16 protein-coding genes are annotated in these 15,421 nt (G+C 68.1%); 7 read left to right on the top strand and 9 right to left on the bottom strand.

From position 1 onward, the window contains the following. The first annotated feature begins 3 nt into the window (after window positions 1–3). Window positions 4–1,296 carry an Rv3212 family protein gene (locus ACSUZC_RS16855; RefSeq protein ID WP_439029647.1) on the top strand — a complete coding sequence of 431 codons (1,293 nt, stop codon included), beginning with the start codon at window positions 4–6 and terminating at the stop codon, window positions 1,294–1,296. A gap of 9 nt (window positions 1,297–1,305) precedes the next feature. On the opposite strand, the gene ACSUZC_RS16860 is transcribed toward ACSUZC_RS16855, so the two are convergent. Further along, window positions 1,306–2,094 carry a ParA family protein gene (locus ACSUZC_RS16860; RefSeq protein WP_439029648.1) on the bottom strand — a complete coding sequence of 263 codons (789 nt, stop codon included), beginning with the start codon at window positions 2,092–2,094 and terminating at the stop codon, window positions 1,306–1,308. A 116-nt stretch (window positions 2,095–2,210) separates the two neighbouring features. Beyond that, window positions 2,211–2,642 (bottom strand): hypothetical protein, encoded by a 432-nt coding sequence (locus tag ACSUZC_RS16865; protein ID WP_439029649.1) that lies wholly within the window; start codon window positions 2,640–2,642, stop codon window positions 2,211–2,213. 105 nt (window positions 2,643–2,747) lie between these two features. Between ACSUZC_RS16865 and ACSUZC_RS16870 the strand changes: the two genes are divergently transcribed. Further along, a complete protein-coding gene (locus tag ACSUZC_RS16870; protein WP_439033156.1) occupies window positions 2,748–3,698 on the top strand; it encodes a diacylglycerol/lipid kinase family protein in 951 nt (316 codons plus the stop codon). On the opposite strand, the gene ACSUZC_RS16875 is transcribed toward ACSUZC_RS16870, so the two are convergent. Next, entirely contained in the window at window positions 3,635–4,870 is a 1,236-nt protein-coding gene (locus ACSUZC_RS16875) for an MFS transporter (RefSeq protein WP_439029650.1), read from the bottom strand. The genes ACSUZC_RS16870 and ACSUZC_RS16875 overlap by 64 nt on opposite strands. 420 nt (window positions 4,871–5,290) lie before the next feature. On the opposite strand from ACSUZC_RS16875, the gene ACSUZC_RS16880 reads away from it, so the two are divergent. Then, entirely contained in the window at window positions 5,291–5,545 is a 255-nt protein-coding gene (locus ACSUZC_RS16880; protein WP_004023450.1) for a WhiB family transcriptional regulator, read from the top strand. A 107-nt stretch (window positions 5,546–5,652) separates the two neighbouring features. Here ACSUZC_RS16880 and ACSUZC_RS16885 read toward each other — a convergent pair whose 3' ends face one another. After that, complete coding sequence (locus ACSUZC_RS16885; protein ID WP_439029651.1) at window positions 5,653–7,158, bottom strand: sensor histidine kinase; 1,506 nt, start codon at window positions 7,156–7,158, stop codon at window positions 5,653–5,655. A 34-nt stretch (window positions 7,159–7,192) separates the two neighbouring features. Beyond that, window positions 7,193–7,408 carry a biotin/lipoyl-binding carrier protein gene (locus ACSUZC_RS16890; RefSeq protein ID WP_439029652.1) on the bottom strand — a complete coding sequence of 72 codons (216 nt, stop codon included), beginning with the start codon at window positions 7,406–7,408 and terminating at the stop codon, window positions 7,193–7,195. Window positions 7,409–7,589: 181 nt separating this feature from the next. On the opposite strand from ACSUZC_RS16890, the gene ACSUZC_RS16895 reads away from it, so the two are divergent. Beyond that, window positions 7,590–7,664 carry a 50S ribosomal protein bL37 gene (locus ACSUZC_RS16895; protein ID WP_369758845.1) on the top strand — a complete coding sequence of 25 codons (75 nt, stop codon included), beginning with the start codon at window positions 7,590–7,592 and terminating at the stop codon, window positions 7,662–7,664. Window positions 7,665–7,770: 106 nt separating this feature from the next. Here the strand turns inward: ACSUZC_RS16895 and rsrA are convergent, their stop codons facing one another. Further along, the gene (gene rsrA / locus ACSUZC_RS16900; protein WP_439029653.1) at window positions 7,771–8,058 is read right to left on the bottom strand and encodes a mycothiol system anti-sigma-R factor; all 288 of its coding nucleotides are present in this window, start codon (window positions 8,056–8,058) and stop codon (window positions 7,771–7,773) included. Next, window positions 8,055–8,903, bottom strand: coding sequence for a sigma-70 family RNA polymerase sigma factor (locus ACSUZC_RS16905; protein WP_439029654.1), 849 nt, complete (start codon window positions 8,901–8,903; stop codon window positions 8,055–8,057). Before ACSUZC_RS16905 ends, rsrA begins: the two co-directional genes overlap by 4 nt. Window positions 8,904–9,124: 221 nt before the next feature. Here ACSUZC_RS16905 and ybaK point away from each other — a divergent pair, with 221 nt between their 5' ends. Together ybaK and ACSUZC_RS16915 are read left to right on the top strand one after the other, a co-directional pair. Continuing rightward, entirely contained in the window at window positions 9,125–9,619 is a 495-nt protein-coding gene (gene ybaK, locus ACSUZC_RS16910) for a Cys-tRNA(Pro) deacylase (protein WP_439029655.1), read from the top strand. A gap of 55 nt (window positions 9,620–9,674) precedes the next feature. Continuing rightward, the gene (locus ACSUZC_RS16915; protein WP_439029656.1) at window positions 9,675–10,448 is read left to right on the top strand and encodes an SOS response-associated peptidase; all 774 of its coding nucleotides are present in this window, start codon (window positions 9,675–9,677) and stop codon (window positions 10,446–10,448) included. Window positions 10,449–10,469: 21 nt separating this feature from the next. Here ACSUZC_RS16915 and ACSUZC_RS16920 read toward each other — a convergent pair whose 3' ends face one another. Further along, complete coding sequence (locus ACSUZC_RS16920; RefSeq protein ID WP_439029657.1) at window positions 10,470–11,951, bottom strand: flavin-containing monooxygenase; 1,482 nt, start codon at window positions 11,949–11,951, stop codon at window positions 10,470–10,472. Window positions 11,952–12,061: 110 nt separating this feature from the next. Between ACSUZC_RS16920 and ACSUZC_RS16925 the strand changes: the two genes are divergently transcribed. After that, the gene (locus ACSUZC_RS16925; protein WP_439029658.1) at window positions 12,062–13,279 is read left to right on the top strand and encodes an MFS transporter; all 1,218 of its coding nucleotides are present in this window, start codon (window positions 12,062–12,064) and stop codon (window positions 13,277–13,279) included. Here the strand turns inward: ACSUZC_RS16925 and malQ are convergent. Further along, complete coding sequence (gene malQ, locus ACSUZC_RS16930) at window positions 13,251–15,383, bottom strand: 4-alpha-glucanotransferase (RefSeq protein WP_439033157.1); 2,133 nt, start codon at window positions 15,381–15,383, stop codon at window positions 13,251–13,253. The genes ACSUZC_RS16925 and malQ overlap by 29 nt on opposite strands. Window positions 15,384–15,421: the final 38 nt, after the last annotated feature.

The raw sequence follows: 15,421 nt of genomic DNA on the forward strand, positions 1-15,421 counted from the left end.
CGCGTGGCACGAGTCAGACCCGAGCGTCGTACGCCGCTCGATCTCGCCATCACCGCGGTTGTCGTCGTGGTCGTCGCGACCGTGTGCGCGATCGCGTGGGCCGTCAGCCCGGTGCGTCACACCGACAGCGTCCAGGCCGATGCCGCGCCGGCCGCCATCCAGCCGGCGCAGACGGTGCCCGCGACCTTCGTGTCCCGATGGCGGGCCGCCTCGGATGCCACCACCGTTCCCGCGATCGGTGAGTCCGTTGTCGTCACCGGCGACGGTGGCGCGGTCGTGGGCCACGACCCCGCCACGGGACGTGCCTTGTGGTCCTATCGGCGCGACCTCGACCTCTGCACCGTCGGCACCGCGTGGACGGCGAGTTCGGATGTGGCACTTGCGGTGTACCGGAACAGCCGGGGTTGCTCGGAGGTCACCGCCCTCGACGCCGCGACCGGCGCCCGCACGGGGGCCCGCACGAGTGACGCCGACGCCGAACTGAGGCTGGGCACCGATTCGGGGTACGTCGTCGCGCAGGGACCCCGGCGTCTCGAGACGTGGGGCTCGAACCTCGTCCGCGGAATCGAGTACGGCCGCGTCGAGGCACCCGTCCGTCCCGAGGACGCGCCGGACCGCACCGACTGCGAACTGTTCTCCTCGGCCGTGTCCGGGGACCGCCTGGCAGTCGTCGAACGGTGCGCCGACGACCCCGGATACCGCCTGACGGTCCTGGGTTCGGTGCTCGACAACGACGACAAGGTCGAGAAGTACGGTTCGACCCTGATCACCGGGGACGTCAGCGGTCCCCCACCGGTGGTGATCGCGATGTCCTCGTCCGGGATCGCCGTGTACGACGGCGGTGCGAGTCCCGCCGAGCCCCCGACGCTCGGAGCCGAGAGCGGACCGGCCATCCGCCGCTTCGACACCGACGGCGTCGCCGCGGGGACCAACACCGTCGCGGGTGACGCGACACCACCGCCCGGCAGCGTCCCGATAGCCGCCGACGGGATCGTGACCTACTGGACCGGCCGTGCCACGGTCGTGCTGAACGGGCAGACCCTCAACCCGATCTACCAGGTGCCGGGGACCCTCGGTCCCGGGCAGGTGATGGCCGGGCAACTGCTGTTGCCGAGCGCATCGGGGATCAGCGTGCGCGATGTCGCGACCGGGCGCGAGGTGCGTTCGATCCCGCTGGCACGCAGCGCCGAACCGGGCGAGCGGGGACCGGTCACCCCCGTCGTGAGCCTCCGGGTCATCGGCGACACCGTCGTCGAACAGCGCGGGACCGAGATCGAGGCGTTCGGGCCGGGCTGACCCTCCCGGTCAGGCGTCGAAGGTCCCGACCTTCTCGCCGGCCTCCCAGTGCTTCCACAGATTCTCGGCGAGTGCCCGGTACGCCATGGCGCCCTTGTTCTTTCGTCCGCGCATGACCGACGTGCCGGACGCCGACGCCTCGGCGAAGCGGACGGTGCGCGGAATGGGCGGATCGAGGACCGGGAGGTCGTATCGGTCGGACACGTCCGCGAGGACGTCGCGGCTGTGCGTGGTCCGCGCGTCGAACAGCGTGGCGACCGTGCCCAGCATCGTGAGATTCGGGTTGGTGATCTGCTGGACCTCTCGAACCGTGCGCAGGAGTTGTCCGACGCCACGGTGGGCCAGGGTCTCGCACTGCAGCGGCACGATGACCTCGTCGGCGGCGGTCAGGCCGTTGAGGGTCAGCACCCCCAGCGACGGAGGGCAGTCGACGATGATGACGTCGTAGTCCTCGCTCACCTCCGCGAGCGCACGCTTGAGCGCATACTCGCGCCCCGGGCGCATCAGCAGCAACGCCTCCGCGCCGGCGAGGTCGATGGTCGCAGGCAGGAGCGTGACCTTGTCCTCGGTGTCGAGCAGCACGTCGGCGATCTCCTCGTCACCGAGCAGCACGTCGTGGACCGACGACTCCAGCTGGTCGGGGTCGTGTCCCAGCGAGAACGTAAGGCACCCTTGGGGATCGAGGTCGACGACGAGCACCGAGACGTCGAGGTCGGCGAGCGCCGCGCCCAGGGACTCCACGGTGGTGGTCTTGGCGACCCCACCCTTCTGATTGGCAATCGCGAGGATGCGCGTCATGCGCCCTACTGTACGGCGGGTCGGTCCAGGACCGTCGGATAAGACTCCCCCACGCCGGGAAAGCCGGACCGACCACCGCCATCGCGGCCCACCTGGAGGTCTGCGGGTGCGAGGCCTCAGCGCTCGGGTTCGAGTTCCCCGGCGAGCCAGCGAATGGAGGCCGGGCTGAACAGCATCACCAGGACCGCCAGTGCGGCAAGCCCCAGCGGTACGCCGAAGACCGGCCAGCCGCTGGTGAAGAGGTAGTAGGCGACCGGGAGCAACAGGATCTGGGCCACCATCGCGATCGAGCGTCCCCAGCGGCGGCCGACCAGCAGGGCGACACCGCCGACGAGGACACCGCCGCCGATGATGCCGAACCAGGCCGCGGTGCCGTACCCGCTGATCGTGGTCTCCTCGTGCCCGGCCAGGCTCCGCACCACGAGAGTGACCGCGACCACCACGCCGATCAGCCCTTGAACGGTCGTCACCGCGCCGGCGAACCTGATCTGGCGCGGGGGCACCGACGGATCGGTGTCGTCGTCCGGGCGGTCCTTCTCGGTGCTCACCGTCCCAGGATATTTGGTGCCGGTCTCGCCGACCCGGCGGGTGCGGTACCGGCACGATTGCGCGCGGACGCGTCCGACCCCATATCCTCGGGTGTCGTGCGCGTCATGCTCATCGTCAACCCCTTTGCCACCGCGACCAGTCCCGCCGGTCGCGATGCGCTGGCGCACACCCTGAGCGCGCATTTCGACCTCGATGTCGAACTCACCACCCACCGCGGACACGCCTTCGAGCTCGCGGCGCGCGCGGCGGCCGAGAACTTCGACGCCGTCGTCGTACACGGCGGCGACGGGTCGGTCAACGAGGCGGCCAACGGTCTCCTCGACCCGCCGTCGAGCAGCGATCCGGCCCGCAACCGTCCGGCGTTGGCGGTCATCCCCGGCGGCAGCGCCAACGTCTTCGCCCGCACGTTGGGCATCGACCCCGATCCGCTGCTCGCGACCCAGCAGATCATCACCCTCCTCGACGCCGGCGAACGTCGCCGGATCGGGCTCGGACACACCGACGACCGCTGGTTCCTGTTCAACACCGGTATGGGGATCGACGCGGTGGTCGTGCACGCCATGGAAGACAAACGCCACGCGGGCAAGACCGCGACGCCGGCGCGCTACCTGTGGACGACCATCACCAGCTTCGTCAAGCAGTCGGGAACGTCGGCGACCTTCGACGTCGAGATCCCCGGGCGCGAACCGATCACCGGCGCCCGGTTCGGTTTCGTGTCGAACACGAGCCCATGGACATATCTCGGCCCCCGCGAGATCCGCACCAACCCCGGCACCGGTTTCCACACCGGACTGGGGGTGTTCGTGGCCACCTCGACCGGTGTCCTGCGCAACCTCCCGCTCGCCACTCGCCTGCTCACCCAGGCGAATCCCAAAGCGCGGCATCTGTTTCGGTGCGACGACGTCGACGAGGTGCGGTTTCGGGCCGAGACCCCGATCGACGTGCAGATGGACGGCGACTACATCGGCGCATTCCGCGACATCCGCTTTCGTCATCGCCGCGACGCCCTTGCCGTGATCGCTCCCCCGATCAGCACCGCGGACAGCACGACGTAGGGCAACGCTGCGAGGGCGAACAATCCGGCCGGTCCCGACCAGCCCGACCCGATCGCCCATCCCGCGAAGGCCGCGATCGCGACGAGTTCCTCCCCCACCCCGGCGAGCGAGGTGACCGTCGCACGCGACGCCGACTCCAACCGATCCTGGAGCGCGGCATCGACGACCACCCGCGCCCACCCCAGGATGCCGAAGGCGACCGCGACCCCGACCGCACCGACCGGATGTCCCCAGAGCGCCGCGCCGATCAGTACCGTCGCCCCCACCCCGACGGCGGGTCCGATGGCCGCCGTCGACCGGTGGCGTCCGGCCGCGAGCGCCCCGACGATGTCACCGACCGAGACCACGATCATGAGGAGCGCGACCGCGCGCGGGTCGGGTCCGACCTCCGGCACACGCGACACGAACGACCCGACGAGGAGTGGTAGGTACTCGTCGAGGGCGGCGATCCAGGTCAGACCCACCCCGAGAAACAGCAGCCTTCGCGCCACCGGTTGCGTCCGCAGCGAGCTCCGTGCGCTACGGACGACCTGCGACCACCCGAGGTCCGGACCCTCGGCGGGGACGTCGGTCTCGGCGGGGACGTCGGCCTCGGCGGGGACGTCGGTCTCGGCGGGGACCACGGACGGGCCCCGCGTCTCCGGGAGCGTCGCCGACACGAGGGAACACAGGACGCAGGCGATGACACTGCCGAGGCCCACCGCGGCATATCCACCACAGGCGAACAGCGGTGCGGCCGAGGCGGTCCCGGCGATGATCCCGACCGCGCCCGCCGCCCGGATCGCACCCGACAGGCGCGCGTAGTCACCGGCACGGTTCAGGTGGACGAGCTCGTCGTAGACCAGTGCCTGCGTGGTACCCGACCGCAGGGCGCCGCCGATGGCCCACAACACGAATCCGACCGCGAACGTCGCGAACGACGGCACGAGGGTCCAGAGCACGAATCCGGACGCCGTCACCCAGGGTCCGACGACGAGCAGCACGCGTCGCGGGACGCGGTCGGCGAGGACCCCGGTGGGGACCTCGACGATCACCGATGCCACCGACCAGATCACGAACAGCGTGGAGATCTCGGCAGCGCCGAGGCCGGCGCCGGGCACAGCGGGGTCGGCGAACAGAACCGCGTACAACGGGTACAGCGGGATGAGGTCCTCGAGGGCAGCCGCACCCACCGCGGCAACGGTCAGCCGTCGATGGGTGGCTTCACGTGGTGTGGATCAACATCGTCGACGCATGTGTCCGACCATACTCGTCACATCGCTCCACGTCACAGGGTTTTTCCCGGCTCATGACGGCTCCACCTGCGGATATTCGTCGACACGGTACCCAGAGAGCGAGTAGGCTACTACACGGGCACCGAGCAAGACGCCCGCACCCCCTGGTGGGAGAGCGAATACGAGGTGCTAGGCGTCCGACGTGATGTTGCACACGTGTTAAAGCAAACCCATTGACTTCGGCTGGATTCGTGAAAGTATTCACAAGCAACAGCGCGGAAACATTTGGTGCGCCGCGTGAACTGAGAGTTACAGCCAACAATCATCAGCAGCTGATTATCGAGTGGTGCGCGTCAGCGCGCCCGAAGGAGTAGAGGAATGGACTGGCGTCACAAGGCCATCTGTCGCGACGAAGACCCGGAGCTGTTCTTCCCCGTGGGAACCAGCGGCCCGGCCATCGCACAGGTCGCCGATGCGAAGCTCGTCTGTGCGCGGTGCCCCGTCACCGCCGATTGCCTGTCGTGGGCACTCGAGTCCGGCCAGGACGCGGGCGTCTGGGGCGGCATGAGCGAGGACGAGCGACGCGCACTCAAGCGCCGTACCGCACGTACGCGTACCCGGAGCAGCGTCTAGGCCCTCCCAGGCCGGCGACGTTCACCGGATTCGAAGAAACCCGGCCACGGCCGGGTTTTTTCGTGTCCGCGTCCTGTTGCCGCACACCGGCAGCGACTCGCAGGAGATCAGGCGCGCAGCGGGATGTACACTCCCACTTCGGTTCCCGACCCGGCAGGATTGGCGTGGACGTCGAGTTCGCCGCCGAGTTCGATCGAGACCAGAGTCTGCACGATCTGCAGACCGAGGTGGTCCGAGGTTGCCAGGTCGAAGTGCGCAGGTAAACCGGAACCGTTGTCGCGCACGGCGATACGCAACCCCCGCACGTCCCGTTCCGCGATCACGGCGATCTCCGCGTCGGCCGGCGGGGCACCGTCGAACCCGTGCTCGATCGCGTTCTGGATGAGTTCGGTGAGCACCATCACGAGCGGCATCGCCAGTTCGGCGCTGAGCACACCGAGTCGGTCCCGGTGACGCACCGCCACCCGCGCCTCACCCGAGGCGACGTCGACGAGAATCGGGACCAGCCGGTCGACGACCTCGTCGAGGTCGACCTCTTCGTCCACGCTCCCAGAGAGCAGTTCGTGGACGAGAGCGATCGAGGCGACGCGTCGGACCGCCTCGTTCAGGGCCTCGCGGGCATCGGAGTTCGACGTCCGCCGAGCCTGCAGGCGCAGCAGCGCCGACACCGACTGCAGATTGTTCTTGACCCGGTGATGGATCTCGCGGATGGTGGCGTCTTTGCTGATCAGCGCGCGGTCGCGGCGTTTGACCTCGGTGACGTCGCGGATGAGGACCACCGAGCCGGTGACCTCGCCGCGGGGACGGAGCGGGACCGCCCGGATCAGCGCGGTGGCACGGCGCGCGTCGGCCTCGACGCGCATACCGATGTCGCGGTACGGCCCGGTCGGGACCTCGGTCACGCCTGCGGCCATGTCGAGCATCAACGCGACGTCGTCGGCCTCGAAGGGTTCGGTGATCAGCTGCTTGACCACATCGGAGAGCCGCGTGTGGTTGAGTTCGGCGGTCCACCCCATCCGGTGGAACGCCGACAGCGCGTTCGGGCTGGTGTAGGTGACCATGCCGTGCCCGTCGAGCCGGATGAAACCGTCACCGGCACGTGGTGTCGACAAACCCCTCGGATTTCCCTCCTCGTGTGGGAACGTGCCGTCGGCGACCATCTGACACAGATCGTCCGCCGAGTCCTGGTACGCGAGTTCGAGGGGCGAGGGCAGTCGCGGGTGGGTGAGGTCCACGGCCCGCGTGAGTACCGCGATCACCGATCCGTCGAAACCCACCGGGACGGCCTCCTGGCGCATGGCACTCGCGCCGAACCAGGTCGGGTCCTCGTCGCGCAGGATCCGTTTCGACGTGAAGGCGCGAACCACCTGGGCATGGGCCTCGGTGTCGACGACACGGCCGACCTCGTCGGTCGGGAGGACCGTCGACGCGGTGTTCGGCCGGCACTGCGCCACCGTCACCACGGCACCCTCGTCGGTCCGGACCGACAGCAGGAAGTCGGCGAAGGACAGGTCGGCGAGCAACTGCCACTCGGCGACGAGTCGCTGCAGGTGCGCGGCGGCCGCATCGGACAGAGTGGTGTGCTCGGCGAGGAGGTCGGAGAGGGTCGACATTCTGACGCGGGTGGCGAACGGTCCGGCGCGATCGCTACCGGAAGGTGGCGATGACGTCGCCGGCCTGGATGACATCGCCGACGCGGACCTTGACTGTGTCGATGGTGCCCGGTTCCTCCGCGAGAACGGGGATCTCCATCTTCATCGACTCCAGGAGGACCAGGGTGTCCCCGACCTCGATCTCCTGCCCCTCGGCGACGCGTACCTCGAGGACACTCGCGACGATCTCTGCGACCACGTCTTCAGCCATGCACCTAAGTTAGCCCACCTCGCCGCACCCGATGAGCGGGCACGGCACCGGGTGGTGGGAGGCCTTTTTTTGGACCGTGGCAGAATGCCTGAGACACTGTGATGTCCCGATCCCGCGGGATGACCAGTACACGACGGGCCTGTCACCGACGATGCCCGCCCCGCAATGAAGGAGATGCGTCATGGGAAAGCGCGGACGCAAGAAGCGTGCTCGTAAGAAGAACGCTGCCAACCACGGCAAGCGCCCCAACGCCTGATCCTCGCCTCACGGCGGGTTCGGCGAGCGAGACAAGAAAAACGCCCGGGTACGGCCATCAGGCCGCCCGGGCTTTTTCAGGTGTGGACCCGCTGTAGCGGGCGTCCTCAGTGTTCGGTCTCGGAGATCTCGTGCACGATGACGGTCTTGCGGATCTCGATCCGCAACCGGTCGCGGAGACCCTGCGGGGCCTGATCGCCGCCGCACTTGCGATTCACGAGCGCCTTGAGCTGCTGCTCGATTCCGTAATGCGCCAGGCAGGACGGGCAGGTGTCGAGATGGCCCTGCAACCGCTCACGCGCGTTCTGGTCGCATTCGTTGTCCAGCAACAGCCACACGTCGGCGATGACGGCCGAGCAATCGAGTTGTGTCACTTCAGGATCGATGTCGCTCATCGCGCCACCTCCGCATCCGAGACGCGGGCGGAGCGATTGAAGCCACGTTCGCGAGCCACATCGGCCAGCAGTTCACGCAACTGTCGACGACCACGGTGCAGTCGCGACATGACGGTCCCGATGGGTGTGTCCATGATCTCGGCGATCTCCTTGTACGGCAGGCCTTCTACATCGGCGTAGTACACGGCCATCCGGAAATCCTCGGGCAGCGCCTGGAGAGCGGCTTTGATCTCGTCGTCGGGAAGAGCGTCGAGAGCCTCGATCTCGGCCGAGCGCAACCCCTGCGAGGTGTGTTCGGCGGTCGCCGCGATCTGCCAGTCGGTGATTTCGTCGGTCGGGTACTGCGCGGGCTGACGCTGCTTCTTGCGGTAGCCGTTGATGTAGGTGTTGGTGAGAATCCGGTAGAGCCACGCCTTGAGGTTGGTGCCTTCGCGGAAGGATGCGAACGCGGTGAAGGCCTTGATGTAGGTCTCCTGGACGAGGTCCTCGGCATCGGCCGGATTGCGGGTCATCCGCAGAGCGGCGCCGTACATCTGATCGAGCAGCGGAAGTGCGTCGCGCTCGAACCGCTCGGTCAGCTGCTCCGGGGTCTCGCTCGGATCGGCGCGCCGCGGGGCCCGGTTGTCGCTCGAGGCGGCGTCGGCCGACCCGGGGCCGGATGAACCGGTGCCGGTTGAACCACCGCCGGCCGGCTCCGGCCCGGCTGTCTTGGCTTCGGACACTACGATCCCTTCGACGAGAGGCAGCACGGAGAGGCTGTCGATCAAGCTTACCGACCCCGTCCCCACCGAGAGAGGTCCCGGTTCGATGCGCTGCGGTGACTCCATCACGGCAGATGCGCTCATATGCCTTTCGACCTCCTGCTTCCGGTACTGCTCATCACGTTGCAACCAGTCACAACAGAGCGTCACGGGCGGTTTGTTCCCGCACCACGGTTGCGCTCCTGATGAGCCGATCCGTGTCACAGTCACTCATCGGCGCCCACTCCCCTGACGGACCGCCGCCCACTCGACCGGCCACGCCCCCCCGACCCCGCCAGACCGACGACCAGGAGGTACCGAGTTCCATGGCTGCCACTCCGGCGATCGCCGCGCTCGAACGCGCGAATATCGTCCACACCGTGCACCGGTATGACCACGACCCACGCTCGGAGGCCTACGGCGCCGAAGCCGTCGCGGCGCTCGCCGAGGATCTCGGCGTGCTCGACACCCAGATCTTCAAGACCCTGGTCATCGAATTGTCCGGCGGGAAGCGGCCGGGTCTGGCGGTGGCCGTCGTCCCGGTGCCGCGGAAACTCTCTCTCAAGGCGGCCGCCGCGGCGCTGGGGGCCTCGAAGGCGGCGATGGCCGAGGCGAAAGCGGTCACCAGGACCACCGGTTACGTCCTGGGCGGTGTCTCACCCGTCGGTCAGCGCACCCTGCTGCCCACCGTCGTCGACGCCTCGGCGATGGAGTTCGACCGGGTGCTCTGCAGCGCCGGTAAGCGCGGTCTCGAGATCGCGCTCGCACCTGCCGATCTCGTCTCGGTGACCGAGGCCGTGGTCGCCGACGTCGCAGTCTGACCGCCTCCCACCGGGACAGTCGCGCCGGCAGGCGCCGTGGGGCAGCATGGTCACCATGTGCGGACGCTATGCGGTGACCACCGACCCGGCGAAGCTCGCGGCGGAGATCGACGCGGTCAACGAGGTGCCCGAGCCGGCGGGAGACGGCGCCACCGACCTCGACGCGGCACCTCGGACCCCGGGTGTCAACTACAACGTCGCGCCGACGACGACGGTGATGACCGTCGTCAAGCGGCACGCACCGGAAGATCCCGATGACGACCCACTCCTGCGGGTCCGGGCGATGCGGTGGGGGCTGGTGCCGCCCTGGGCGAAAGAGGTCGGCAAGGGCCCACTTCTGTTCAACGCGCGCGCGGAGAGCGCGGCGGAGAAGAGTTCGTTCCGCTCGTCGGTGAGATCGCGACGCTGCCTGGTGCCGATGGACGGCTGGTACGAGTGGAAGAAGGGTCCCCCGGACAGCAAGGGCAAGCCCACCAAGATCCCGTTCTTCATGTCCCCCCAGGACGGGACCAGGTTGTTCATGGCGGGTCTCTGGTCGGTCTGGCACGACAAGACCGACCGCGACGGTGCCGAGAAGGCCTCACCGCTGCTCAGTTGCTCGATCCTGACCACCGACGCGGTCGGCGAACTGCAGGAGGTCCACGACCGGATGCCGCTGATCATGCCGTACGACAACTGGGATGCCTGGCTGGATCCCGACAACCTGGCGCCCGACGACCTGTTCGCGCCTCCCGCCCGGACGATCGTCGATGCCATCGCGATCCGCGAGGTCGCGCCCCTGGTGAACCGCGTCGCCAACAACGGACCGGAGTTGCTCAACCCGTTGTGACGGCGGCCAAGGGCCACCGTTCTAGCTGAATGCGTAGTCCTGCAACGGAAACGAGTCCATCTCGCGCAGGGTCCGCAGCGTCGACGCCGGGCGCAGCAGGGTCGCCTCGCCGTGCTGGTTGAAGTAGTAGCTCCGCGACCCGGCGCAGTTTCCGTTGTAGAACACCGACGACTGGAGGCGGTCGGTGACCTCGTCGAGGAACGCGTCGTTGGCCGATTCGGTGACCTCGAAGGTGTCTCGGCCACGGCGCCGGAGTTCGCCGAAAAGGCGGGCGATGTGCTTCATCTGCCCCTCGATGGTCGTGAAGTACGACAACCCGCTGTAGGAGTACGGGCTGTTGAGCGAGAGGAAGTTCGGGAATCTCGGGACCGTGATGCCCTCGTACGCCTGGAACCGCTTCTCGCGCCAGAACTTTCCGAGATCTCGTCCGTCGCGGCCGATGATCTCGAAGGCCGGGAAGTTGACGTCCCAGAGGTTGAACCCGGTGGCGAGCACGAGGGTGTCGATCTCGGTTCGCGTGCCGTCGGCGGCGAGGATGGCGTCGGCTTCGAGCCGGGCGATACCGCTCGTCTCGAGGGTCACGTGGGGTCGGGCGAAGCTGGCGAAGTAGGTGTTGGAGAACGTGGGCCGCTTGCACCCGAAGTCGTAGTCCGGCGTCAGCTTTCGACGCAGTTCGGGATCGCTGATCTGCGATCGCAGGTGCGCCTTGGCGAGCCGGGCCGCCAGCTTGTTACCGGGCTTGGCCTGTTTGAAGTGCAACACCCCGAACACCATCAGCATCTCGAGCAGCGACGAATTGACCACGCGCGCAGCCCGTTGCGTGAGGGGGATACGACGGAACAGCTGGCGGACCACGGGCGGGATCGCGAAATCGACCTTCGGCACCACCCAGATCGGCGTCCGCTGGAACACGGTCAGGGCGTCTGCCCGGTCGGCGATCTCCGGGATCAACTGGACCGCGGTCGCACCCGTCCCGATCACCGCGACCTTCTTGCCGGCGAAGTCGAAACCGTCCTGCCAGTCGGCGGTGTGCAGGATCGTGCCCTCGAAATTCTTGATCCCCGGAAAGTCCGGGATGTGCGGCTGCGACAGGAAGCCCGTCGCGGTCACGAGGTAGCGCGCGGTGCGCTCGGTTCCGTCACCGGTCCGCACGTGCCACAACCGGTCCTCGTCGTCCCAGACCGCGGACTCGACGAGTGTCCCGAACTCCATGTGCCGTCTGAGGTCGTATTTTGCGGCGATGTGTTCGGCGTAGCGCTTGAGCTCGCTGCCCGGCGCGAACAACCGCGACCAGTCCGGATTGGGCTCGAACGAGTAGGAGTAGGTGACCGAGGCGATGTCGACGGCGAGACCCGGGTAGTGGTTGACGTGCCACGTCCCACCCAGATCGTTCTCCCGTTCGAGAATCGCGATGCTGTCGATCCCCTGCCGCTTGAACTCGATGGCCGCACCCATCCCGCCGAAACCGGCACCCACGATCACCACGTCGACGTCAGGTCGCATGCCACACCCCGAATTCCCGTTCCGATAGCTGTTACGGAGAGTTACTGTAACTCAGCACACAGGGATGGGCCAGAGGCTCGTCATACCGCGGCGGTAGCGTGACAGCTGCCATGGCAGACAGTACGACTCCCCCCGCCGCCCGCACCGGTACCGGCGCGTCCTTCGCGGCCGCGGTATACGCCTTCGCGGTCATCATGCTCGGCACCACGTTGCCGACACCGCTCTATTCGATCTATGCCGGGGAACTCGGGTTCGGCGTCACCACGACGACGGTGATCTTCGCGGTGTACGCCGCCGGCGTCATCGCGGCCCTCATCGGGTTCGGCCGCTGGTCCGACGTTGTCGGCCGGCGCAGATTGCTCATCGCCGGGGCCGTGTTGTCCGCGGTCAGCGCCGTCGTGTTCCTGACCGCGGGGCCGGTGTGGCAGCTGCTCCTCGGACGTGTCCTCTCTGGACTGTCGGCGGGCATCTACGCCGGGGCGGCGACCACCGCCGTCATCGAGTTGGCCCCCTCGTCGTGGCGCGGACGTGCACCCGCCGTCGCGACCGCCGCCAACATCGGTGGCCTCGGACTCGGACCGCTGATCGCCGGCGTCCTCGCGGAGTACGCACCCGCTCCCCTTCGCACACCGTTCGTCGTCGACCTCGCGCTCCTGACCCTGGTGTTCGTGGGCATCTGGCGGCTGCAAGAGACGGTCGACGTCCGACCCGGTGCTCGGCTCGGCGTCCAGCGCCTGTCGGTCCCCGCCGACATCCGAGGTGTCTTCGTACGGGCGTCGATCGCGGCCTTCGCCGGGTTCGCGGTGATGGGCACGTTCACCGGCGTCATGCCGTCCTTCGTCACGAACATCCTCGGCATCGACAACCACGCGTTCACCGGTTTCCTGGTGTTCGTCCTGTTCGCGTCCTCGGCGCTGACACAGATCGTCGTCCGCCGGATGCCCACCGAACCCGCACTGATCGCCGGGTGCGCCATCCTGATCGCGGGGACCGGCGTGTCGATCCTCGGACTCGTCGCCGCATCGACCGCCGCGTTGCTCGCCGGCGCGGTGATCTGCGGTGTGGGTCAGGGCATGTCGTTCAGCAAGGGGTTGGCATCGGTGGTCGCGGCGAGCCCGGCCGGACGCAAGGCCGAAGTCACCTCGACCTACTTCGTCGTCGCCTACGTCGCCATCTCGATCCCCATCGTCGGACAGGGCGTGACCGCCCAGTCATGGGGGCTGCGCCCGGCCGGCATCGCCTTCAACGTCGGGGTGGCGGTACTCGCGCTGGTCGCTCTCGTCCTGACGATCGTCGCCGTCAGGAACCTGGAACGCCCTGCTCGTTGAGCGTCGACACCAACCGGCGGAATCGCTCGCTGCTGACCAGATCCTCGACCAGCACGACGTCGCCGTCGGCATTGGCCAGCGGGATGCACCAGTTCGGGTACTGCGTGCTGTCGGTCCCCGGCTGGTTCTGAATCCTTCTCTCCCCCACCGCATCGACCAGCGCGACACTCAACAGCACCGACGGGCTGCGCGCGATCAGCGCGTAGAGGGCGTAGACGACCTTCGGATCGGTGAGCGGGGTGTCCCGCGACAGCAACCCACGTTCGTAGGCGAGTTCGAGGACGGCGTCGCGTTCGCGGGCGTCACGGGCCCGTTCGGCCTCTTCCCCGGAGGCCAGCAGACCCAGCCGGGAGCGCAGCGCGATGTGGTCGCCGGCGAGATAGCCGACGGTCGGGGGCAGGTCGTGTGTGGTCACCGAGGTCAGGCACAACTCTCGATAGTCCTCGGGTGCGACGGCGGCGTCGGGCCCCTGTTCGAACCAGAGGATCGACGTCCCGAGGATGCCACGCTCGCGCAACGTGTCCTGCACCGACGGTTCGAAGACCCCCAGATCCTCGCCGACGACCACGGCGTCCGCGCGTTGCGCCTCCAGCGCGAGGATGCCGATCATGGCCTCGCTGTCGTAGCGGACGTAGGTCCCGCCCGCGGGGCCGACCCCGTCGGGAATCCACCACAGCCGGAAGAGCCCGAGAATGTGGTCGACCCGCACTCCGCCCGCGTGCCGGAGCACCGTGCGGATCATGTCCCGGTAGGGCTCGTACCCCGCCGCGGCGAGACGACGCGGGTGCCACGGTGGCTGATCCCAGTCCTGCCCCTGCTGATTGAATCCGTCCGGTGGCGCCCCGACGGTGGCGCCGGTGGCCAGGACATCGCCGAGCGCCCACGCATCGGCGCTGTGGCGGGCGACTCCGACCGCGAGGTCCGCCATCACCCCGATCGCCATCCCGGAGGACTTCGCCGCGTGCGCCGCGGTCTCGAGCTGTTCGTCGCAGATCCACTGCAACCACATGTGGAAGTCGATGCGGCGGGCGAGTTTCGCGCGCTTCTTCTTCATGTGGGCAGGGTCGGCGAACTTGGTGTGCCAGCGCGGATCGTCGGCGTCGTAGCGTTCGGCGAGCGCACACCACGTCGCGAATCGCTTCAGGCCCTTGCCCTCTCGACGCCGGAACGCCCGATAGGCATTCTTGCGGGACGGATCGAGTGGGACGTCGTAGATCAGCTCGAGTGCGTCCATCTTCGCGCGGAAGGACTTGTTGCGCTTGATCTTGGTGGTCGAGGTGTTCTCCGCGAGGAACCCGCGTCCGAGTTTGCGCACCCACTTGCGCTGGGACTTGGACAGCCCGTCCAGTTCGGGGATCTCGGTGATCCGGATGTAGAGGGGGTTGACGAAGCGCCGCGTCACCGGCAGGTAGGGCGACGCCTCGATCGGCGCCTGCGGCTGCGCAGCGTGGAGCGGATTGACCTGGACGAAGTCCGCGCCGTACACACTTCCGGCGACCTCGCAGATGCCGGTCAGGTCTGCGAAATCGCCGACACCCCAGGAATCCGCCGATCGGATGGAGTACAGCTGCGCGGCAAGGCCCCAACGCTTGCGGCCGGTCAGCCGATCCGCGGTGTGCAGACGCCGGGGTGTCACGATCAGGGGCGCGCTCGACGCCGTCGAGTCGTCGAGGTCCAGCGCCTTGATCTGGTGGTAGCCGGGCGTCAGGTCGTCGGGAACGGCGAACGTCGCCCGGCCGACGAGGACGCCGTCGACCTCACGCGGTTCGACCCAGGCGTCGAGCTGTGCCGCGGCCACGTCGTCGCCGTCCTCGGTGACGATCCAGACCTTGACCAGGTGGCCGTGCGGCACGTGGACCGCGAATGTGTTGCCCGGCCCCTCGGTCACGACGGTGACGGCCGGGACGAATTCGCGCCAGGGCTGTTCGTCGATCTCACGGATCGAGTCCTCGATCTCGGCCGCGGACCCGACGGGAACGTCGAGGGCACCGAGGACCGCGATCAGCGTCTCGGGTTCCACCTCATGTGTCTGCTCACCCCATCCGACATAACTGGTGGCGACGCCGTAGCGCTGCGCCAGCTCGGTCAACCGATCGGGGTTCACATCAGCCACCCGTGCATGGTCTCAGGATTTCGGTCCGC

The sequence above is a fragment of the Gordonia terrae genome (genome assembly GCF_051789125.1).
GTDB lineage: Bacteria > Actinomycetota > Actinomycetes > Mycobacteriales > Mycobacteriaceae > Gordonia > Gordonia terrae_A.